The organism is Eubacterium maltosivorans (assembly GCF_002441855.2).
Lineage (GTDB): Bacteria > Bacillota > Clostridia > Eubacteriales > Eubacteriaceae > Eubacterium > Eubacterium maltosivorans.
This window is the reverse complement of record NZ_CP029487.1, coordinates 2,804,447-2,825,266: the sequence shown is the minus strand read 5'-3', so window position 1 is coordinate 2,825,266 and position 20,820 is coordinate 2,804,447. Positions and strand designations below refer to the sequence as shown.

At 49.0% G+C, this 20,820-nt stretch carries 13 protein-coding genes; 5 read left to right on the top strand and 8 right to left on the bottom strand.

All coding sequences use genetic code 11. The annotated features are described in order from the left end of the window. The first annotated feature begins 22 nt into the window (after nucleotides 1–22). Entirely contained in the window at nucleotides 23–1,141 is a 1,119-nt protein-coding gene (locus tag CPZ25_RS13320; protein WP_096918818.1) for an RNA polymerase sigma factor, read from the top strand. 69 nt (nucleotides 1,142–1,210) lie between these two features. Here CPZ25_RS13320 and CPZ25_RS13315 read toward each other — a convergent pair whose 3' ends face one another. Beyond that, nucleotides 1,211–7,975 carry an InlB B-repeat-containing protein gene (locus CPZ25_RS13315; protein WP_096918817.1) on the bottom strand — a complete coding sequence of 2,255 codons (6,765 nt, stop codon included), beginning with the start codon at nucleotides 7,973–7,975 and terminating at the stop codon, nucleotides 1,211–1,213. A 245-nt stretch (nucleotides 7,976–8,220) separates the two neighbouring features. Between CPZ25_RS13315 and CPZ25_RS13310 the strand changes: the two genes are divergently transcribed. Beyond that, a complete protein-coding gene (locus CPZ25_RS13310; RefSeq protein WP_096918816.1) occupies nucleotides 8,221–9,270 on the top strand; it encodes an RNA polymerase sigma factor in 1,050 nt (349 codons plus the stop codon). Between the two features lie 100 nt (nucleotides 9,271–9,370). Here CPZ25_RS13310 and CPZ25_RS13305 read toward each other — a convergent pair whose 3' ends face one another. Genes CPZ25_RS13305 through CPZ25_RS13290 form a run of 4 tightly spaced genes read right to left on the bottom strand, consistent with a single transcriptional unit; the run spans nucleotide 9,371 to nucleotide 12,142 of the window. Beyond that, the gene (locus CPZ25_RS13305) at nucleotides 9,371–10,594 is read right to left on the bottom strand and encodes an FAD-dependent oxidoreductase (protein WP_096918815.1); all 1,224 of its coding nucleotides are present in this window, start codon (nucleotides 10,592–10,594) and stop codon (nucleotides 9,371–9,373) included. A 19-nt stretch (nucleotides 10,595–10,613) separates the two neighbouring features. Next, the gene (locus tag CPZ25_RS13300) at nucleotides 10,614–11,162 is read right to left on the bottom strand and encodes a YeeE/YedE thiosulfate transporter family protein (protein ID WP_074616371.1); all 549 of its coding nucleotides are present in this window, start codon (nucleotides 11,160–11,162) and stop codon (nucleotides 10,614–10,616) included. 26 nt (nucleotides 11,163–11,188) lie between these two features. Further along, nucleotides 11,189–11,416: a sulfurtransferase TusA family protein gene (locus CPZ25_RS13295; RefSeq protein ID WP_058692982.1), complete on the bottom strand. Its 228-nt coding sequence runs from the start codon at nucleotides 11,414–11,416 to the stop codon at nucleotides 11,189–11,191. 45 nt (nucleotides 11,417–11,461) lie between these two features. Beyond that, nucleotides 11,462–12,142: a YeeE/YedE thiosulfate transporter family protein gene (locus tag CPZ25_RS13290; RefSeq protein WP_083337015.1), complete on the bottom strand. Its 681-nt coding sequence runs from the start codon at nucleotides 12,140–12,142 to the stop codon at nucleotides 11,462–11,464. Between the two features lie 178 nt (nucleotides 12,143–12,320). Here CPZ25_RS13290 and CPZ25_RS13285 point away from each other — a divergent pair, with 178 nt between their 5' ends. Further along, nucleotides 12,321–13,220, top strand: a complete 900-nt coding sequence (locus CPZ25_RS13285; RefSeq protein WP_058692981.1) for a LysR family transcriptional regulator — start codon at nucleotides 12,321–12,323, stop codon at nucleotides 13,218–13,220. Here the strand turns inward: CPZ25_RS13285 and CPZ25_RS13280 are convergent. The 3 genes from CPZ25_RS13280 to CPZ25_RS13270 all read right to left on the bottom strand — a co-directional run bounded on the left by CPZ25_RS13280 (nucleotide 13,210) and on the right by CPZ25_RS13270 (nucleotide 16,615). Continuing rightward, nucleotides 13,210–13,425 (bottom strand): sulfurtransferase TusA family protein, encoded by a 216-nt coding sequence (locus tag CPZ25_RS13280; protein WP_058692980.1) that lies wholly within the window; start codon nucleotides 13,423–13,425, stop codon nucleotides 13,210–13,212. The two genes, CPZ25_RS13285 and CPZ25_RS13280, sit on opposite strands and share 11 nt — an antisense overlap. A gap of 55 nt (nucleotides 13,426–13,480) precedes the next feature. Continuing rightward, nucleotides 13,481–14,761: an S-methyl-5-thioribose kinase gene (locus CPZ25_RS13275; protein ID WP_074616374.1), complete on the bottom strand. Its 1,281-nt coding sequence runs from the start codon at nucleotides 14,759–14,761 to the stop codon at nucleotides 13,481–13,483. Between the two features lie 108 nt (nucleotides 14,762–14,869). Further along, nucleotides 14,870–16,615, bottom strand: coding sequence for a sigma-54 interaction domain-containing protein (locus tag CPZ25_RS13270; RefSeq protein WP_058692978.1), 1,746 nt, complete (start codon nucleotides 16,613–16,615; stop codon nucleotides 14,870–14,872). A gap of 358 nt (nucleotides 16,616–16,973) precedes the next feature. Between CPZ25_RS13270 and CPZ25_RS13265 the strand changes: the two genes are divergently transcribed. Together CPZ25_RS13265 and ilvD are read left to right on the top strand one after the other, a co-directional pair. Then, the gene (locus CPZ25_RS13265) at nucleotides 16,974–18,947 is read left to right on the top strand and encodes a dihydrodipicolinate synthase family protein (RefSeq protein WP_096918814.1); all 1,974 of its coding nucleotides are present in this window, start codon (nucleotides 16,974–16,976) and stop codon (nucleotides 18,945–18,947) included. A 155-nt stretch (nucleotides 18,948–19,102) separates the two neighbouring features. Continuing rightward, on the top strand, nucleotides 19,103–20,818 hold the full coding sequence (ilvD, locus tag CPZ25_RS13260; RefSeq protein WP_074616376.1) for a dihydroxy-acid dehydratase: 1,716 nt from the start codon (nucleotides 19,103–19,105) through the stop codon (nucleotides 20,816–20,818). Nucleotides 20,819–20,820: the final 2 nt, after the last annotated feature.

The following is a 20,820-nucleotide window of genomic DNA, read 5'->3' as shown; positions in this document are numbered from 1 at the left end:
AAGGTAAAAAGGAAGGTTTTTAATGAAAAATTTAGATTACGAGCAGCTTGGCGCGCTGGTTGTAAGCGTTCAGGAGGGCAATAAAGCAGACTTTGAAAGGCTCTACCGATTAACCTATGATTCACAGTATTTTCTGGCTTCACAGATTATGGAAGATCCCTATCTGGCAGAAGACGTCATTCAAGATGTGTACATAAAGCTCTTAAGCAACATTGATACCATCAGAAAGCCGGGAATGCTTATCTCCTATCTCAACCGAATGACCTACAATACCTGTATCTCTTACAAACGAAAGCAATACTATATTGTGGAAAAACCGTCAGAGGACAGCTATCTGGATTCTCTCAGCAGCACACACTCGTATTATCCCGAACCGGCTGAAAAGCTTATGCATCAGGAAACCAGCCTGGAACTCTTAAGCTTTTTGTCGCTTCTTTCAGACCGTGACAGAGCCATCTTCATTCTTCGCTACCGCGAGGATATGAAGCTTAAGGACATCGCCCTTTCTCTGGACTGCTCACTGAGTACCGTTAAACGGCAGCTAAAAAAAATCCGTCAGTTATTTGTCGAAAAGCTGGGGAAGGAGCGCAGTCCGGCTTTTTTTCTTATGCCCGCGCTCAAAACCTCAGCTGCCGGCTTTGCTTTTGAAAGCTCCGGGGCTTCTGCCCTTTTAAATAAAATAATGACTCAACCAGAGGGCTTTGCAGCTTCGCAAAATCCAAACACCTTCCAAAGTTTTTTAAACACCGCCGAGCGTATAAAAAGACAACAGCATCTAAAATGGCTTCTCCCACCGGTTTTTGCGTTTGTATCCATATTACTTGTTCTGCCCGCTGCCCTGAGCGATCTGGTATTTTCTGCTGCTGAACCCATAACGGTAGTAGACACAACCATTCCTGAGCTGCTCTCCTATCAAGCAACCCCGACAACTCTTTCGGTTATCCTTTATGACGAAGGCTCTGGTGTTAATTTTGCGTCCATCTACGCTGTCACCAGCCAAGGTGAAGTTATCTATCCCGAAAGCACATCCCCCGAGCAAAACGGTATTACCTTTTCGCTTCCGGAGCGTCCCGGCCAGCTGGAGGTTTATGTTTCAGACTATGCTGGAAATCTCGGACGATCAATTGTAATAATCGAATAAAATAAAACGCCCGTTCCAGCCTGTGGTAAGTGCACAGTGCCAAAACGGGCGTTGTTTTTTCATAAAAATCTATTCAATTTCTTCTTCCGGAGCGTCCTCGTTTTCTTTAGAAAGCCGCCGAGCCGCCAATTGACAGACTATCAAGGCGAGAAACAAAATACTCCAGCTGTCAAATATCACAAAGCGTAAAATCAAGGGCTGTGTCAGTAAAAACAGCAGTAAAGATGTGATTGCGGCCATCATTACAACCATCCTTGCTTTTTTCTTTCTTCTGAACACAAGCGCTTCCGCCGCCAGCGCGGCCGACAGGGCTGTCAAAATCAAATCTGCCAGTGCCATTCTGTCACTTTTGAGTGGCCACTGCCCGTTCAGAAGCTTTGCGAGCAGGGCCGTCCTTCCCGCTCCGCTTTCACGCAGTCCTGTATTTGGTGCAAAACCGCTCAGAACAATTTTTTTACTTGAAATACTTTCCGCAGAAGGTGTTTCTTCTTTTTCTGTCATACCTTCGTCAGGATACATAGGCTTCATAGAACTGCCGTTATCTCCTTCTTCCAGTTTATTCCCATCCTCAGGCCCGCCGTCAGTTTCTGGGGGAACACTGCTCTCAATGGGTTCAAAAAATATTTCTATTTCCTGATCTTCTGTAACTTTTTTCAGCTCAAGGCTTGTCTTATTTAACAGGTCAGGGCGAGTTGTCCCATTGATCAAAATTTTGCCAACACGCCAGCCTTCCTCGGGCTGCCAGTTAACTGTGTAGCTTTCGCCCTTTAAAACAGTCGCTGACGCGCTCACTTTTCCAGAACCTCCGGTAACAGTCACGCGGACTGTACAGGTTTCCACAGGGATTACCGGTTCACCGTCTTTTTCAAAAATCACCTGTACCTGGTGGTTTCCTGAAAGCTGTTTGAAAACAATTTTTCCCTCTTTAATAAACTCTGGACGGCTCACACCGTCGATTTCCACACGCGTTACCTTATAGCCGGGATCTGGGGCAAAAACAACCTCATGGTCTGAACCCGCTTTGATGGCCGTGGTGGGAGTGATGCTGCCGTTTCCTTGCCTGAAGGTTTCGACCACATAATTTTCAGGGGTAATGCTCCCGCTGTCCTTTTGGAATACTACGGTCACCGTATGATTTCGGTCTATTTTTTCAAAAACCACACTTCCTTCTGAACCCGGCTTTTGCAGATCACCCCGCACAATTCCGTCGATAATAACGGTTGATACTTCGTAACCCTCAAATGCTTTCCAGTGCACCACAGCGTCGCTGCCTTCCTGTACTGTCACAGCAGGGTCAATACTGCCGCCGCCTCTGGCGGCTGTGCTGACCGTAAACTGGCCCTTTTCAGGCTCCTTTTGCTCAATAACTCCCAAAACAATTTCGATGCGGTGATCTGACTGAATATCGTCAAACGCGTATTCAAAGCTGGCAGCCAGCTCTGGATGGCTGACGCCGTCGACGTTGACCGCTTTCACCTCGTAGAGCAGAGCGTCATAGCTCCACTGCACCGGCACTGAGGATCCGGCCGGCCGATGATACTGAGACGGGGTGATATCCGCCCCAGCGGCGCCAGTGATGTCTGTCTGAATATTATAGTATAAAGGTAACCCGCCGCCGGATGGGTCATCCGCCTCTAGATCGCCATGCTTTAATACCACCGTGATATCGTAAGTGTCGCAGATATCGTTGAGAATCACGCTGTTGTTTTGCACTGTAGCTGCGAGATCATTTCTTAGAACACCGTTTACCCGGATGTCAATATGGTCAACTTCAAATTCAGCGTCCGGGCTCCAGTTAATCTGGACAGTCTCACCCCTGGACACAGCGCTACCCGGCGTAATTATTCCTGTCCCTCCTTCAATACGTGTTGACAGGTTAAATAAATTATCCTCCGGTATCTCAGTTTCACCTTCTTTTACAAATGTCACCTTAACTTCATGGTCTTCAACAATGCCCTCGAGGGGTATGACAATGTTTTGATTTTCGTCAATGGTAACCTGCTGTTCCGCTGTATCGGCCAGAGCGCTCATCAGCATCATTGTTTGGGGTATCGTCGGATCCGTAAATTCTCCTGCGACTTCGCCGTCAAGTTCTACTCTCCGCAGATACCAGCCCTGGGCAGGTGCGGCCTTGACCATGTAGCTGTCTTTATAAAAAACAGTCTTTGACGGATCGATGCTGCCCTGTCCTACTCTGCTGGTCTCAACCACGCGCAAATTGGGTTTGAGCTTAACTTCTACCCGGCTATCCTGTTGAATATTTTCAAAAAATGTCTCTTCCTTGTCCAGTTCCTGTGGCGTCCCGTTAACTTTAATTTCCTCAACAATGTAACGCTCATCCTCAGGTCCTTTCCATTCTACTTTATACTGATCTCCTTCTTCCACCACTGCCGAACCGGTAATCACACCTGGTCCTCCAGTGAGGACTGTTTCAATTTTGTACTGTTTTTTATCTGGATCAACTGGTTTTTCCGGGTGGTCAAAGACAACATCCACGGTATGATTCTTTGAAATGTTGTCGAACAGCCACTGGTCAGCTGCTATTTCATCGTTAGTCAGCTCACGCTCTTCAGGCGTTCCCTTGTCAATAACCACTGTCTTTACAAGGTAGCCGCTGTCCGGCGCTGCTGACCATGCTACCGATGGGCTGGAGTTTTTAACCACCACTGCGGTGGGGGTGAGGGACGTAGCGCCGCCCGAAGCATCGCCGCCTGTCTGACGTGTGGTGATGGTCCAGAAACCTGGTGTTGATCCGGCGTCCAGTTCCGGCGTAGCCGGTTCAAACACGACAATGACTTCATGGTCATTCCCAATCTGATTAAAATCAATTTTGCCCGAATCGCTCACCGGATGTGTCACGCCGTCCACAGTGATGCCTGTAACAGTGTAACCGTCGGCTGCCTTCCATTCAACCTGATAATTTTTTCCCTCCTCAACCGTCGCTGTTTTGGTGAGTGTGGACTGGTCTCCGCCGCCTGTTTTTGTTGTATATATTGTGTACCACGGTTTTTCGGGATCGTTTCCGCTGTCCTTTTCAAAGGCGATATAAACCTGATGATCCTCATGAATATCCTTAAAGGCAATATCACCGCCTTTTCCGCTATTTAACAGATCATCCCGCACAACACCATCAATCATTACCTGAATCGTTTTATAGCCGCTGTCCGGCTGCCAGCTGACTACTGTATTCTCTCCATCTGGATAAATACCAAGTCCTTTGATAAAGCTGCCGTGTCCATATTTATTTCCGGAAATGGTGTAGACCTTCTGATTATAGGTGCCTGTAATAACGCCGTGATCCTCTTTCAAATCTCCGGGATTAAAAGCTGTTTGGCTGTCTACCGGATTACCATTGGCATCGACATAGCCTGTAAATTCCCACTTCTGTCCGCTTTCATCGGTCCAGTACTGAGGTGGTACAGGCAACCGATCTCCCAGCGGTGTGCCATAGGGAACGTCCTTTATCACCGTGTCAGGCTTTGAGGGCTCCTTGGCGTCTGGGCTTAAAAACACATCCAGGCTATAGGGGTTTTTGGACCAGCAGGCGTAATAGGTCTGATCGCTTTCGACCACTGGATTCTCTAAAAGTTTATCTGTGCCTTCAGGGTCCCTTGACCATCCAGTAAAGGTATACCCCTCCCGCACAGGCGGTTTCATCTGTTCATCATTCAAAAGACTGCCGTATGGAATAGTTTCCAGAAGAATTTCACGGTCTGTTCCGTCATTGTTCTTCAGCGTAACCGCAAAGGTTTTGATCTGCCATACGGCGTAGTATTCGTCACTTTGATCGAAGGTTCCATTTTCAGGATATTCGCTGTCAAAAGCCTCATCCGGTTTAAGCACTGGCTTCTGAACTGTACTGTAGCCCGCAAAAACATGTCCGGGACGCTCGCCGGCATCCGGCGGAGGAAGCAGGGTACCACCGTACTGGTAGGTGACAGCATCGCCAATCCGCGGTCCCTTACCATCATTATCGAGACTCCCATCATTTTTATAAAAGCTCAATGTGCCTTCAGAGGGACGGTAAACCGGATATACTTGGATGGTTCCATTGTTCCCAGTCTCACCCACAAGGGTCTCGTCAATAATTGTATCGCCCTTCAGTGACGGCGCGGCGCCGGGGTTGTCAGCCGGATTTTCTGTGCTCCAGCCTGCAAACACATAGCCGCCCTGTTCTGGAGCCTGTGGCATGCTGTCGCCCAGTGTTTTACCGTAGGTCCCTCTTACTGTGACGGATGCGGCATTTTCAGGCATATTAAACTCAAAATTATACTGGTAGGGCTTCCACAGAGCATAGACCAGCACATCACTTTCCATGACTGTATCTTTTTTAAACGCCACAGTGTTATTTTTTTCTTTGGTATAGTCTGCCTCGGTAGCGTCCGCACGAGTCGACCAGCCGATAAAGCTATGTCCTTTTTGCGACGGATCCTGCGGTATTTTATCGCCAAGAGTGTCTCCCACTTTCAGGGTATCCTCTGGCGGCTTCAGTTCTGCGTAGGTGCTGCTGTTTTCACCGCTTTCCTCTGTGTGAATACTGTCATTCCATTTGAAAACAGCTGTGAGTCCGTCACGCACAGTAACCTTTTTACTGTTTTTAAGAATCATATCCGGATCGGTGTCATTGACCTGCCAGGAATAGGTAAGGGTATAAACGCCCTTATCCACTTCGGTAAAAGCTGTAATGCCGTTAAACAAATCGGCATAATATTGGGCATTACCGCCTGTAAGAAGATCCTCGCTCTGGGTGCCGTCGGGAAGGGTTTTTGTAATGACCACGCTGATTTTCCCAGTCACTTCCTGTCCGCCGTACTGGATCACCACCGGCTGGTCTTTATAGCCGTTACCCTCAGGATAGGGGTAGGAGGAGAGTGTGGCCGGGTTTTTGCTCAGGGTCGCCGCGTCGGTCTTGGCCAGCTTCACGCCGTCAACATGGTCGTACAGCGTTTCCTCGCCGGTCAGAGACGGGTAGAGCACCGCGTCTTTTCCTGCTCCCAGACTTGAATCGCCCTCCTGATCCAGCGACAGGATCACTGTAGGTACAAAACGCACAGCGTGATTTCCCGAGTACCACTTTCCGTTCTCATAAAGGTCTGCTTCAATTCTGGCCCAGCCGATACCCGGCGTCATATTGGAAACATGGTCCTTTGAGCCACTGTCGGAAATAGTGAGAATGTCACTGCCAAAGGGCCCCACGATGTTGTCGGGGTGGGCGGGGTCCTGCTCCCAGGTGAAATGCACCAGGCCATTTTCTCCCTCGCCGGTATTTTCATCATTGGTCATGGGGAACAGGTCAGTGATTTCCCGCACAGTATCATAGTTCTTACTGTTAGGATCACCCCCGGTCTGGTCTCTCAGAAAAGCAGTCGCCACGGATGCCTGAGAATAAACCTTGGCGGTAGCAATATCATCCGGATCGGTGAAGGCAGAGCCTGTGGAGAATACCTTGAGCTGTGGGTAACGCCCTTCCTGAAAATCCCAGACTTCCGGGTCAAAGCCAGACAGCTCAACACCTGTCAAGTTCTTGGTGGTTAAACCCTTAACTTCTGCGGTTCCACCGCCAAACTCACGGCGTGCGCTTGTCTGTTTATCGTAGTAGCAATTTATAAAGCTGCGGCTGTTAGCGCCTATAAAGCCGCCTATATTACTATAGGATTTATTAGGTGTTGTCAATGCTCCGACTTCACCCACAGCGTAACAATTTGAAAATACAGCTGCTGTCCCATCGCTATACCCGGCAAAACCGCCATAATTACTTCCAGCCTCGTTGATAACCATGGCACTCGAATAGCAATTTTTAAATTGCGCGCTGTTGGCATCGCCAATAAATCCGCCAACTTGTGATCCTGTACCAACCACAAATCCCGCAGAGTAACAGTTTTCAAAAACAGATTTTATTCCTTCACCTTGAAAAGAACCTATTTCAGACGTTCCATACATACTTACATTTGTAAATACATTTTTAACCTTTACACCTGCGTTTGTGCACCCAACGACACCGCCTGCATGACTAGTGACAACTAAAAGCGAGTCCACCACATAGCTATTTGAGATTTCACCTGTAGCGGCGCCGGCGATTGTCGCCGAATGAGCATTTCCCTTAACCTGGACATTCTTAATATGGCAGCCGGTAATGTTGGAATTATACCCTGACCCCGCAAGGCCCCCCGCAAAGTCGCCGCCTCTTACCACGCCGTTTTCGAGCCCGACGTTTGTCATAACTGACGGAATGGCTTCGGTACTGCCGCTTGTGCTGGCAACAACCCCAACTGCTCCGCTGCCGTATATTTTAAAGGTGTCAAAGGTGATATCCCGGAGCACAGCTCCGAGTCCAAGGTTGACAAAGCCTGTGTTCGCGGACAGATTGTAGATGGTGTGGCCGTTTCCGTTCACCTCGCAGTTTTTCAGTGTCACAATACTCCATAATTTATAATCACCGTTGGCGGTATCGGCTGTGTCATTGGCGGTACCGTCGAAATTTGTTGTTTTAATCTCTCCGCCCATGTCCAGATCACACATCAGTTCGACATTTTTACTGCCGCTCAAGGCCCAGCGCAGCTCCTCCGGTGTCCATATTTCATAGACGGTCGTGCTGCCTTCCTTCAGCTTTGCCGCTTTGGCACTGCCGTCCCAACGGGGAACTGCACTGCCGGTGGCAGTGTCACCCATACCTGACGTATCCTTCCGGCTGATCTTTCGGATACCGTCCTCCCATACCTGCTGTCTTGTCTGGGCCTTTACTTTACCGGGTGCCAATGTTCCGACAAGGCACAGAGCCAGTACAAACGCCATGACAAAGCATATAAAACGTTTGACCTCTTTTCGCTTTTGCATCTTCTTCCTTACCTCTCTTTTGTACTATTATAAAATATTTTAACGAAGCCCGCTATCTTAAATTTCAGGCCTCGGAATTCGGGGATTTTATTATAGTAAGACGCCGTACTCATATAGAGGGGTCATCTTTTTTGAAAAATTTTTTAAAGTTTAAGAAAAGTCTGAATTTGAGATTCTCAATTGACATTCTTTTGCATATTTAGTACATTTAGATATGAACTACTCAAACTGAAGGTGACAGAATAATGGAAATTTTTGATTATAAACGCCATGAGCCCATCGTGTCACGGGCCATAGCAGGAGATTCCGAGGCATTTTCGGAGCTTTACCGCCTGACATGGCGGCGGCAGTACGTCATTGTCAAAAAATATTTTAACTCAGATATTTTAGCAGAGGATATCCTTCAGGATATTTATGTCAAGCTGCTTCAGTCTATCTCAACCCTTAAAAACCCTAAAACCTTTATGGCGTTTCTAAATCGGATTACTTATAATACCTGTATTTCCTATTATCGGAAAAAGGAACCTCAAAATGAGCAGCACTGTTCGGATGACACGCTTTTTTTAAATCAACCCGAAATGGATCTTGTCTTTATCCCAGAGGAAAAAGCATTGCGCGATGAACGCTATTCGGCATTGGCAGAGGCGATGAAAACACTTTCGGCAGATGAACGTTTTCTGCTGTCCATGCGCTATTACCAAAATCATAAGCTCTCAGAAATCGCGGAAATTATGAACTGCTCCCTCAGCACCGTAAAACGCCGATTGAATACCGCGCAGAAAACACTTCATCAATACTTTTCTCAGCGTGGGCTTTACAGCTTTCAAATTGGTCTGCTGCCAGCTATGTTCAAGCTCTCCGAAGGCGCTCTTCCCGAAACGCTGCCTTTTTTATCAGCGCTTCCTGAGGCAACCGCACAGCCCCCGGCAAAAAATATTTCTTCCAAAAAGCGCGGAATTTGGTGGATTCCCGCTGTCTTTGCTGCTGTTATAGGTCTCATTCTGGGCGTATCCAGTCTCAATCCGGAAAATACCGGCTCAATTGAGGATACCGAACCACCTGTTCTCTCAGGCTACTCCTCCAGCGATAAGGAACTCACCTTTACGCTAAAGGACAATCAAAGCGGCGTTAACCCAGACAGTGTTTATGGGCTTGACGCCGATGGAAATCAATATTTCCCTATACGTAAATCCAGCAGTACCTTTGTTTTTGAAATTCCTGACAAAAATCTAACTCTTTTTTCCAGTGATCTTGCTGGTAACCAGAGCAGCGCTGCGCTTACCATATCAGAATAAATTAAAAAAAGCCCCGCCTTTTTCAGCGGGGCTTCTTTATCTAAGTGGTCTAAGTTGGGTGTATTAACGAGTTGGTTTAATCTTGATAATGGATTACGGTCTAATCTACCAGTCCTTCAAGCCCTTCCATGGAGATATTTTGAGTCAGGGTTTTCTGGACTTCGTTGTTTTTGATATAGAGGACCGCCGGCACTTCGGAGATGCCCAAACGTCTGGCAATGCCGTCGGATTTGTAAATATCCACATTGGTGACGTGGAGGTCACCTGCGTGTTTTTCCTGGAAGGCTTCAACGGTGGTCATGAGCTCACGGCAGTTGGGATCTACCGCGTTCCATACATAGACGACGGAGGGTTCGCCATTGTTGAGCACCTGGCTTTCATAGACTTCCAGTTCGGAGATATATTTTTCTGCGCCGTAGCCGGCAATGGCGCCGTCGCCTACGGCTGTGGCAACCTGTTTTAAGAATTTATCACGGACGTCGCCTGCGGCAAGAACACCTGGCACGTTGGTTTCCATCCGTTCGTTGGTAATGAGGTAACCGCCGCGGTTCATATCCAGAATATCCTTAAACCATTCGGTATTGGGGAGATAGCCGATAAAGAGGAAACAGGTATCTACCTTGACGGGGATGGACTCCTCGGTTTTAATGTTTTTCAGCACGACAGTATCCAGGTGCTCGTCGCCCTCAAAGCGTTCGGCAACGGTATTCCAGATAAATTCCATTTTTGGATTTTCCAGGGCCTGGGCCTTGGCGATCTCGTTGCAGTCCATTTTGCCTTCCTCATGCATAACGGAAACGATGACCTTGTCCGCGAATTTTGTCAGGAAGGTGCCTTCCTCAATGGCCGCGTCGCCGCTGCCGATGACCATAACGGTCTTTCCGGTGTTGGCGGCCGCGTCACAGGTCGCGCAGAAGGAGATACCCTTGTCGTACAGATATTTATCCTCGTTTTCAGCGCCGGTCAGACGCGGCTTTCCGCCGGTGGCCACAATGACGACCTTGGCCTCAAAGCGGTTTCTGAAAGTTTCAACCACCTTGGTTTCGCCGGAGAAATCTACGGAGCGCACATCGGTCAGCTTAAATTTCACGCCGAATTTCTTGGCCTGTTCATGGAATAAATCCATGAGCCCCAGACCGCTTGAGCCTTCTGGAAAGCCGGGATAGTTTTCAATTTCACTGGTATAGGTGGCAAGCCCCCCCACCAGTGCCTTTTCGATCAGCAGGGTTTTCAGGCGGGCACGCCCGCAGTAGATCCCCGCGGTCAGGCCAGCAGCGCCGCCGCCGATTATTACAACATCATACTGCTCTGTTTTCTTATTCATTCCATACTCCTAATTGATTTTACATAAAATACTTTGCCAGCAGTTTACTGCCGATAAAGGCGCCGACCATCAGGAAGGCTGCGAAAATCCAGCCGGAAAGGGACAGGGAAGAGATTCCGCTGTACAGCGCTCCAATATTACAGCCGTGGGCCATTCTGGCGCCATAACCCATGAGCAGCCCGCCTAAGATGGCGGCCACTACCTGACGGATAGACTTGATCTTTTTAATTTTAAACTGTGATGCGTAGAGCGTGGCCAGCAATGCTCCAACGATGATTCCAATATTTCGGATAGAACCGCCGTCGTGCAGAAAGCCTGCGGCCAGGGTATGCTGCGCCTTTTCGCCTGCAAAATAAGCCCAGGAGCTCACATCCCCGCCAAGGCCCTGGTATATCCAGGCGCCCCAGTCCGCAAAAGCGCTGGTAACGCCCCAGGCACTGCCGAGGGACGCCAGGTGCGCGATCTGGAAAACAGACAGGAGCACCGCGCCAGCCACATAGGTCAAAGGCTCTTTCATCAATTTTTTATAAAAATCATTTTTACTGAGCTTTTGAAAAAATTCTTTCACAATAACAACCTCCCCCTCATATTGGGTTATTTGGTTTTTTCAATCACAACTTCCCATTCGCCATCGTCCACTTCCTCGATTTCGACGTTATGGCCCTGAGCGCGCGCCCATTCCGGCACATTTTTCATGGCACAGCTGTGGTCAATAGAGACGATTAACAGATCGCCGACATTCAGTTTTGCCAGTTCCTTTTCAGTTTTCATCAATGGCACTGGACAGGCTTCACCTAAACAATCTAACGTATATTCACTCATTTTAATTTCTCCTTTTTCTTATAATTTCTTTTTTTGAATTCCAAATTAATCCGCTGTTCCCATCTTCTTTTTCTGCCACTGCCTTGCGGCAATATACAGCAGAAGAATAATTAATCCCTGGACGACTAAAGCGCCAAACCATCCAAACACATCCGGTAAAAAGATCTTGGGCGCGTTGGTGTTAAAGACACCGTCCCAAAATCCCATGTCGTGAGCGCCCCAGAAGGAACCGACCACAAAGAACACCAAAGCCAGCATCTGCATGGTGAACCCTTCACCGACACGCATCAGCGTTCCAGAGGCACAGCCCCCGGCGATGACCATGCCGATACCGAAGAACACCGCCCCCAGCGCCAGCGGCAGACTGATGGGCGCTACTGAGCTCATGCCCGGTATTTCCTGACCGTTTAGGTAGGCACCATACTTGATGGCTGTAAACCCAATGGTCGTCACCGCAAAGGCGATGAGCACCGCCCGGGTCAGTGAGGTGCTCCCGGTAAGGCTCGGGTCACGCACCGATGCGGTAAAGCAGAAGCGCGCCCGCTGAAGGATAAAACCAAAGCAGAGCCCGATAATCCAATATACCGGCAGCTTCTCGCTTCCCAGTCCAAGATAGACGCCCGCGATTACGACTAAAATCGTTACCACAATGGCGATGGGTATCTGGTTTTTTTTCGGCTTCCTCGGCGCGCGGGTCCTGGTAGACCGCTGAATCTTTTCTTCCAAATCCTTTCCCCTCCTTTGTTAAAAAACTATCAACTTTTGATGATTCCATTATAGCACCTCATCAGTAATTTGAATAACATTGAAAAGCGATTCAGCATAAGAAAAACTGATGACAGAATTTCCGCACCTTATTCCTGTTCTGTGATATACTGTAATCAATGACAAAGGAGGCAATGGCATGAATATCGAATCTTTGAGAATGTTTATAAAAATAGTGGACAATGGCAGCATCACCAAAACAGCTGAGCAGACTTATATCTCTCAGTCAGCTCTCAGCCAGCAGATCAAAACTATGGAGCAGCTTTTCAATACTCAGCTCATCGAGCGCAGCAACCGTGGCGTCACACTGACCTGTAACGGCAAAGTTGTCTACGAGTACGCCAGGCACCTGACCTCTACCTATGACAGCATGATCCGTGAAATTCAGGAAAACGAGGAGAGCAACCGCGTGCTTCATATTTTATCCACACCCATCATCGCCTCCTATGCGCTGCCCTGCACCCTGTACTATGTAAAAAAGAATTTTCCAACTTACTCACTGGAAATCTCCTCGGTGGCGAGCGCCCGTATCGAGCAGCAGATCAACTGCGACCAGGGGGACATCGGCTTTATTTCCGGGCCGCCGTCAGACCCTTCACTGACAGGACAGAAGGTTTTCTCCGACGATGTTTTTCTGGTGGCCGGCAGTGAGATGAACATTGCCGACACCATTCATAAGGAGGACCTCTACCACCATCCGCTGCTGACCCTGACCTCAGACCAGCGCACCGAGCAGCACCTTGAAAAGCGTCTGTTCGAGGAGGGGATCGACCCTGATCGGCTGATGATCATGTTTAAGCAGGATTCCATCGAGTCCATCAAGCTTTCTACCATGAACGGTTACGGCATGGCCTTTCTCCCGTATATGTGCATAAAAAAAGAGCTGTATCACAAACAGCTCAAAATTATCGGGGTGGAGGAAATGGCCCTGCACAACGACTATTACATTATTAAGAAAAAGGCTTCGGAATACCGGGACCGGACCCTCCTGAAGCTGACCTCCTATATTGAAAAGATCCTGGCCGACACTATCTGCTGACTGTGATCTCCCAGACGCCGTTCATCACCTCGTCGCACGCGCAGGAAAACTGCCGGCTTTCGCAGAACTGCCGGATGGTTTTTACCGCGCAGCTGTGGTCCGTGACAAGCATGACACTGTCGCCGGGCTGCATCTTTTTTGTCTCCTTCTGAAGCTTCATAACCGGCAGGGGACAGATATCCCCGAGGCAATCGATGGTTTTCATTTATATCTCCTTGTACAAAGCCCCTCATATAAAATTTATATGAGGGGCTTTTATATTAATCAATAATCTTTATCAGTTTAAAGAAGTTTTCTGTAATCTGAACAATCGTGTCCACCATGTCGTCAATGCTTTCGATTTCCATGCGGTGCATGATCAGATAGTTGGCGATGGTGAGGGACAGGCGGCAGGCCTCGTTGCGTTTTTCCCGGTCCTCGATGGTGTCAAAGTCGGGGAGAGGGACAAGCCCGCCTACACGGCTCGTAATCTGGCAGCCGGTAAAACCGCAGACCTCCTGAATAAAATTCCTGAGGATGGACTCGCGAAAATCGTCAAAATCACGGTAGGTCACCTTGGCGTCCTTTTTCCAGCACTCGGTATAAACCGCATTGTAGGTATGGATAATGTCCCGCATATAGCCGAGAATAGTTTCCCTGAAATCCTTACAGAAATCCTCAGGGTAATCATCCATATAAAACCAGCGAATGTATTCATAGAGCACACTGCCCATGAGGTAGCCAGTATCGGAGGATGAAGCCCCCATAAAGGCGTATTCCTGGTCAATAATTTTCATTTTTTCGTCGTTTATCATAATGTTGGAGGTGTGCAGGTCGCCGTGTACCAGACATTCGCAGTGCTTCATGTGAATGTCGCGCAGCTTGAGCATTTCGGTACGGAAGGCCTTGCTTTTCCATGGCGCGTCGCCCATGGCCAGACGCTCGGGATCAGCGTTTGGATCATCGTGAGGATCATGGTCGTCGATAGCATGCTCATCTTTCAGGAACAGGCCGATCTCAAATACCAGACGCATATTGGGGTTCAGGAATTTTGCCTGAAGCTCCTTGTAAACCGTGGCGTCCAGATAATACTCGGAGGTGTAAAAGTTGGATTTGGCAATAAACTCGCCGATCTTCTTTGGAAAATCCGGAAATTTTTTGCCCTTCATCAGTTCAAACCGCAGAATTTTTAAATCGCTGCAATCCTCACAGAGGTAAATATGGTTGTCAAGGTCTACCTGATAGACCTCTGGAATATATTCCGGTGTGATGGCGCCCTTGATGCGCATGACATCCGCCTCCAGCGCGTTGCGGTCCTGTACAAAGGGGCCCACGCCTTCCTCAAAGGCCTTATAATAGGTCTTAGCCTGCTTGACGATCACGGATTTTCCGTTTTCGTCCCAGACACGGTACAGAAAATTGATAAAGCCGTCGCCGTCTTCCTCGCTTTCGCCGATTTCATACACGCTCAAACGCGCATCCGGCGCAAAATAATCCGTACACTCCTTTAAATAGTCCTTAACCGTTTCTTTGTTAATGTCTTTAAAATTTTTACACCCCATGGCAATTCCCCCAAGCTGATACTAAACTTTTACTTATTTATTATATCACTATGGTGTAATCTGTTAAATGCACTTTTTGTGCTCATAAAGGCTATTTTTTGACTCTGGTTAGTTTTCGGCCCGGTATTTCTTGAGCAGCTTGGCCACAGTGGACTGATCGATTCCAAGTGCCTCGGCAGCCTTGTAGGTTGATCCGCAGGTCTCGTAGGCCCGCTGCACCAATATTTTTTCAAGGGTGCTTTTAGCTTCCTTGTATGGCATAATCCCGTTGCAGACAATGTTGAGTGAAGGCTTCTGGGCGTTATTCAATGCCTCGTGAAGGGTTTCGGAGTTAATCTCGTCGCCTTCGCTCATCACGATCAAGCGCTCCAGGGTGTGCTCCAGCTCACGCACGTTGCCTGGCCAGCTGTACTGGTATAGCTCATAGATAAGGTCCGGCGCCAGTTTTTTGTTCAAGCCATACTTGCTGTTAAATTTTTTTAAAAAGAATTCGATGAGCTCGGGAATATCCCCTGTGCGCTCACGCAGCGGGGGAATGGTCAGGTTAAAAACATTGAGCCGGTAAAACAGATCCTGCCTGAAGGTGCCCTCCTGCATCATTTTATCCAGATTCCTGTTCGTGGCAGATATGATGCGCACATCGGCCTTCTGTGGCTTTACGCCGCCTACCCGCACAAAGGTAGAGTCCTGGATAAAATCCAGCAGCTTGATCTGGAGAGGAAGCGGCATATCACCGATTTCATCAAGAAAGAGGGTGCCGCCGTTGGCCATCTCGACCTTGCCGACCTTGCCGCCTTTGGAAGCGCCAGTGAAAGCGCCCTCCTCATAACCGAAAAGCTCAGCCTCGATAAGGTTTTCTGGGATCAGCCCGCAGTTGATCTTGACAAAGGGCTGATGCCTCCGGTTGCTTAAATAGTGGATGCTCTTAGCGATAATTCCTTTGCCCACACCGGTTTCTCCCTGAATCAGAACAGTCATGTCAAGGGGTGCAGTGCGCCGGATGGAGCGCATAACTTTATACATTTCCGGGCTGTCAAAGTAGAAATTCATCTGCTCAAATTCTTTTTTCTGCATCCGCTCAATTTCCTCATCCTTTTGCCTGAGCTTGGCTTTCTTGGAGAGCAGCTGCTGGTTGAGCCTTAAAATCTCGCCCACATTTTTCGAGGTGCACACCGTATATTTTATCCCGCCGTTCTGGTCAAAAATAGGGATAGCGGTGCTCAGGCGCTCCTCTCCGTCCTTCAGGGTTGTCTGCATGTCCACTTTTTTCCTGATTTTTAATACCTCCAGGGCCGCGCTGGGATAAAAAATTTTCTTTTCCACCAGCTCTTCAAGACTCATACCCACCAGCTCTTTGGCCGGCAGCCCGATAAGATGCTCAGCCTTGGGATTCAGATAGGAGATACGGCCGTCTCCTGTGGAAACAACGATTTCTTCTTCAATATTTTCAAAAACCTGCTGAAATCCTTCAATGGATAAATCAAAGGTCCTGTTGGCAGACAGCAGTTCCCGTATGGCTTTTGTATAGTGGAGCACGCCGACGGGCTTTTCGTCTTTAAGGGCAATGATCAGCGTCCCTTCCGCCATTTCAGGAACCTGCTCAACCGGCAGATCTGCCGATAAAATTTTAAAGGCCATTCTTGAAACGCAATCCTCTAATGTGCTTTCACTGCCGCCGCTCTCCATATAAAGGCGCAGGAGCGCCCTGTCTGTAAATACCTTTTCAACCTGGCCGAGATCAGCCGCCAGTACGAACGCTGTATCCTGCCCCGAAAGTTTTTTGACCGCCTGCTCAAGGCCTTCCTCAAGGTCCGCGAGCAGATATTCTGAACTGCAGATATCACCTAAATTCATTTTCCCTCACCTTTTTACAACCAATACTTCCAAAACAAACCATCTTTTTGAGTGATGAATTCTATCATCACGGCAATGAATTTTTTCATCATTTCCCCGATGATAGCCTGTTAAAAAACTGTCTCAATTGTAACACTCGGCTTTATCCTTGACAAGCATGTCGTGTTTTTTACGCCTAAAATCAAGGGCTTCCAGCATTATACCTTAAATTTTACAAAAATTTTTTTGACATTTCTGCCTTTTGGCACACGCCTTGCGTTATAACTGAGTATCCGATAAAAAAGCTTTTGGCTGCCGGTATTCTCCAAAGCCAGCAAAGCATTTATCACATAAATATTAACCAACCGGGAGGAAGAGAATGTACAAAAAAAATGATATGGCCAGAAGACATGACCATGAACTCATCCGCAATCACGTGGCGATTTTTGACTTCACCATGGGCCTTGTGGAAATTACCGGAAAGGATGCACGCATCTTTTTAGATGAGATGTGTGTAAACGATTTGGCGCACCTGGTCCCAGGTAAGGTCATGTACACCAGTATTTTAAACGAGGAAGCTGTGATGATCGACGATGTCACCTTCTACTGTTACAGCGATGAAAAATTCTGGATGATTTCACCCTTTAAGGACAACACACTTGAGTGGTTTGAAAAGCATAAAAACAAACGCGCGGTCCGCTTTGAAGACCTGAGCGACGAAATTTCCCTCTGGTCTGTCCAGGGTCCGGATTCCCGCCGTATGCTGGCATCCTACCTGAAGTGCGACATGACCGACATGAAGTACTACACCTTTATGGAAAATGAGGCCGGCGGTATTCCCATTATCCTGTCCCGCACTGGGTTCACCGGTGAGCTTGGCTTTGAAATTTTCGCAGACAGCGCCCGTATCAGCCAGATCGTCGCAGACCTGCTGCGGATCGGAAAAAAATACGGTGTCCGCATTGTCGAAAGCGACGTCACCCTCGAGAGCGTTCCCACCGAAAAGGGACTCATCACTGTCCGGGATTTCGGTGGAACAAACCCGCTGGAAATGGGCATGGAATGGTCTGTCAACTGGGATAAGCCCTATTTCACTGGAAAAGAAAAGCTCCTCAAAATCAAGGAGAAGGGTCCTGAACGCAGACTCATGGGCTTTGTAGCCAGTGACGATGCCATCGACATCGAAAACGAAAGCCCGGTTTTAGTAAAGGAAAAGGTGATCGGAAAGGTCACTACCGCCAATTATGGCTACACAGTGGAAGAGAGCATTGGCTATTGCCTCATCGAATCCGGACACGCTAAAAACGGGGAGAAAGTTATGGTAAAAACCGGAGGACAGACTGTGGAAGTCACCCTCTGCGACCGTGTATTCTATGATCCCCAGCGACTGCGCATCAACGCTAAAATGGACATGGGCAATTTGAAGCAGCAAAACAGCCGAGCTTACCTGGAGGGAAAGGAGCTGCCAGCGGCCAAATCATTTAAAGGTGTGTATGCAGCCATGGTAACCCCCATGAATCGTGATGAAAGCCTGAACGTCGAATCGGTGAAAAAGCTGGTGGATCATCTTGCCGATGAGAGCCTTGACGGTATTCTGGTGGGCGGCAGCTCCGGCGAATATCCAGCCATGGGTATCGAGGAGAGAAAGCAACTGTTCAAGGCAGCTGTCAAAGCTGCAGATGGCCGTCTCAAGATCGCTGCCTGCTGCAGCGCCAACACCACCGCCGGCACTAAGGAGCTCTGCTCATACGCCGGCGAAATCGGTGTGGACTTCAACCTCATCATGACTCCCTTTGACCCGCCAACCACTGAGGAATCCATGGTAAACTACTATAAAGAAATCGCCCGCTTCTCAAAACCCGGCGTAATCATTTACCATTATCCGGATTACACCAATGTAACGCTGTCTGTGGAATCCATTGTTGAGCTGTCCAGAGAAAAGAATATCTACGGCATTAAAAATGTGGCCGACCTTACCAGCACAGTGTCCATCATCAATGAAACCAGAGACCAGGCCTTTGGCGTTTTGACCGGAACCGATGAAACCTTCCTCGGGACACTGGCCTGCGGCGGGCACGGTTTTATGGGTGTGGGCGCCTGCGCTGCTCCAAAACTCTGCCGCCGCCTGTACGATAGCTTTATGGCAGGAGATCTGCAAAAAGCCCAAGAATATCACCGCAGGCTCTGCAAGGTCATGGCGGTTATCTTTGGACAACCCTTCCCAAGCTCGCTGAAAGCAGCGGTTGAAATGCAGGGGATCGACTGCGGATTCCCGAGAAAGCCTGCCGCCGCCATCGATATCGACGGCAAACGCCAGCTCTACAGTGTTCTGGTAGAAGCCGGCATCATCTAAGCCCCTCTTTTAAATTATATAATGGAGAATGTATCATTAAGGACGGAGAATTGTTATGTGATTTTCAATTCTTCGTTCAAGATCCTCCATTCACAAACTTTTGTGTTATCCTATTTACCATAAAACAGGTTTACACAAAAAAGGAGCACAATATCATGCTTAAAAGTCAAAAAGCAAGAAAAGAAAATCCCGAGTTTGACCCCATGCGGCTGGGAACCGGATGGATCCCCGAGGAGCTGTCACAGCCTCAGATACTTTTAGAGAGTACCTTTGGCGACAGCCACCCTGGAAGCACCCATCTGAACGCCCTGGTCGACAGCGCCGGACTCGGTGTCTATAAAAAAAATGCCAAGCCAGCGGTCCATACTGCCACCGATATCTGCGACGGTGTGGCCTGCGGACACGAGGGCATCCGATACTCACTGGCCTCACGGGATATTATCTCATCACTGGTAGAGATTCATGCGAAATCCGCCCCTTATGACGGAATGGTTCTTTTTTCCTCCTGTGACAAAGCCGTACCCGCACACCTCATGACCATCGCCCGGCTCGATATTCCCGCCATCCACTTCTGCGGCGGCGCCATGATGCCTGGGCCAGAGTTCATCACCGGTGTCGTTGGCTATGAAACGCCCGGGCGGCTCGCGCGGGGAGAGATTACTCAGGATGACGCAGAATTTTTGCACTGTAACGCCTGTCCTACTCCTGGCTCCTGCCCGTATATGGGCACAGCTTCCACCATGCAGCTGCTTTCAGAAGCCCTTGGCCTCGCTCTTCCCGGCAACGCACTCATGCCTGCCTGGGCCGGTATGATCAGGGCATACGCTCAGAAAGCCGGACAGCGCATTGTTGAAATGGTGGAGGAAAGCCTGACGCCTCAGAAAATTCTTACTAAGCGCTCTTTTCTGAACGCCATCATGGTTCACGCTGCCGTTTCCGGCTCAACCAACGCAACCCTGCACATTCCTGCCATCGCAAAGCAGGCCGGAATTAACATTACTCTGTCGGATTTTGACCGTATCCACCGCCAGATACCTGTTCTGACATCACTGATCTCCAGCGGAAAATGGCCGACCTCTTATCTGTACTTTGCAGGCGGCGTGCCCGCCATCATGCGGGAGATTGCGAACTTCCTTTACCTGGACGAGATGACTGTCACAGGCAAAACCGTCGGGGAAAACCTCGCGGAGCTTGAGCGCACCGGCTTTTTCAGACATACTGCCAGCTATCTGAAAAACTTTGGCCACGAGCCGCGGGACATCATCCGCCCGCTGACAGATCCCTGCAAGCCTGACGGCGGTATGGCGGCCCTCTACGGAAACATCGCGCCTGGCGGCGCTGTCATCAAACATGCGTCGGCCGACCCGGCTACCCACATCTTTACTGGCCGTGCCAGAGTGTTCAACAATGAGGAGGACGCTGTAGAGGCCATCGAATCCGGCAAAATCGTACCGGGCGATGCCGTGGTGATTCGCTACGTCGGCCCAAGGGGATGCGGCATGCCCGAAATGTTCCGGGCTACCGAGACGCTGCACTACCATCCAGAGCTGCGCGCCAGCACTGCCATCATCACCGACGGTCGCTACTCCGGCGCCACCAGAGGCCCAGCCATCGGCCACGTCTCACCAGAAGCCGCCGTAGGCGGCCCCATCGCTCTTATCGAAGACGATGATATCATCGACATCAATGTACCCAAGCGCACCCTGAGGCTTGTTGGCGTAAAGGGAAAACGAGAGAGCGATGATGAAATGGCAGCGGTACTTGAAAAACGCAGAGCCATCTGGAAAAACCAGTCACCTGAGTACAATGGTGTTCTAGGATTGTTTACCCGTTATGCCGGAGACACAGCTTCCGGCGCAACACTGTTATAAGA

Coding starts and splice junctions, on each gene's coding strand:
- CPZ25_RS13305 (WP_096918815.1), bottom strand. CDS start 10,594: ATGAATAAGAAAACAGAGCAGTATGATGTTGTAATAATCGGCGGCGGC.
- CPZ25_RS13280 (WP_058692980.1), bottom strand. CDS start 13,425: ATGAAAACCATCGATTGCCTCGGGGATATCTGTCCCCTGCCGGTTATG.
- ilvD (WP_074616376.1), top strand. CDS start 19,103: ATGCTTAAAAGTCAAAAAGCAAGAAAAGAAAATCCCGAGTTTGACCCC.
- CPZ25_RS13310 (WP_096918816.1), top strand. CDS start 8,221: ATGGAAATTTTTGATTATAAACGCCATGAGCCCATCGTGTCACGGGCC.
- CPZ25_RS13315 (WP_096918817.1), bottom strand. CDS start 7,975: ATGCAAAAGCGAAAAGAGGTCAAACGTTTTATATGCTTTGTCATGGCG.
- CPZ25_RS13285 (WP_058692981.1), top strand. CDS start 12,321: ATGAATATCGAATCTTTGAGAATGTTTATAAAAATAGTGGACAATGGC.
- CPZ25_RS13265 (WP_096918814.1), top strand. CDS start 16,974: ATGTACAAAAAAAATGATATGGCCAGAAGACATGACCATGAACTCATC.
- CPZ25_RS13275 (WP_074616374.1), bottom strand. CDS start 14,761: ATGGGGTGTAAAAATTTTAAAGACATTAACAAAGAAACGGTTAAGGAC.
- CPZ25_RS13320 (WP_096918818.1), top strand. CDS start 23: ATGAAAAATTTAGATTACGAGCAGCTTGGCGCGCTGGTTGTAAGCGTT.
- CPZ25_RS13295 (WP_058692982.1), bottom strand. CDS start 11,416: ATGAGTGAATATACGTTAGATTGTTTAGGTGAAGCCTGTCCAGTGCCA.
- CPZ25_RS13270 (WP_058692978.1), bottom strand. CDS start 16,615: ATGAATTTAGGTGATATCTGCAGTTCAGAATATCTGCTCGCGGACCTT.